Raw genomic sequence first — 425 nt, 5'->3', positions numbered from 1 at the left:
GCAATCCCTATGACGGCCACACGCTCGCAGCGATCATCCCTGACATGGAAAAGACCATCGGCAACGAGATCAGCCGCGTTCTCGCCGACGCCGGCTATCGCGGCCACAACGCACCGGAGAGCCACAAGTTCAGGGTCTTCACCGCTGGTCAGAAACGCCGTGTCACCCCAGCCATCAAGCGCCAGATGCGGCGGCGATCGGCCGTCGAGCCGGTGATCGGCCACGTCAAGGCCGAGCACCGGATGGGCCGCAACTATCTCGCCGGCAAGCAGGGCGACGCCGTCAACGCCATCCTGGCCGCCGCCGGCTACAACTTCTCCCTCCTGCTCAGGTGGCTGAAGGCTCTTTTGTGGCTTCTCCTCACCGCCCCTCAAAGTCAGCCGAAGGAACTCGAAGCCTGATCCCTCTCATTGTTCACGGCCGAC

General features: G+C 63.8%; 1 protein-coding gene. It reads left to right on the top strand.

The window, feature by feature from the left end:
* Positions 1–401: transposase (locus tag AC0L18_RS32435; protein ID WP_473495751.1), on the top strand; the 401-nt coding region annotated here is incomplete at its 5' end.
* Positions 402–425: the final 24 nt, after the last annotated feature.

The sequence above is a fragment of the Mesorhizobium sp. WSM4819 genome, assembly GCF_055811215.1.
Note: the sequence above shows the minus strand (reverse complement) of the source record. Positions and strands in the feature narration are given on the sequence as shown.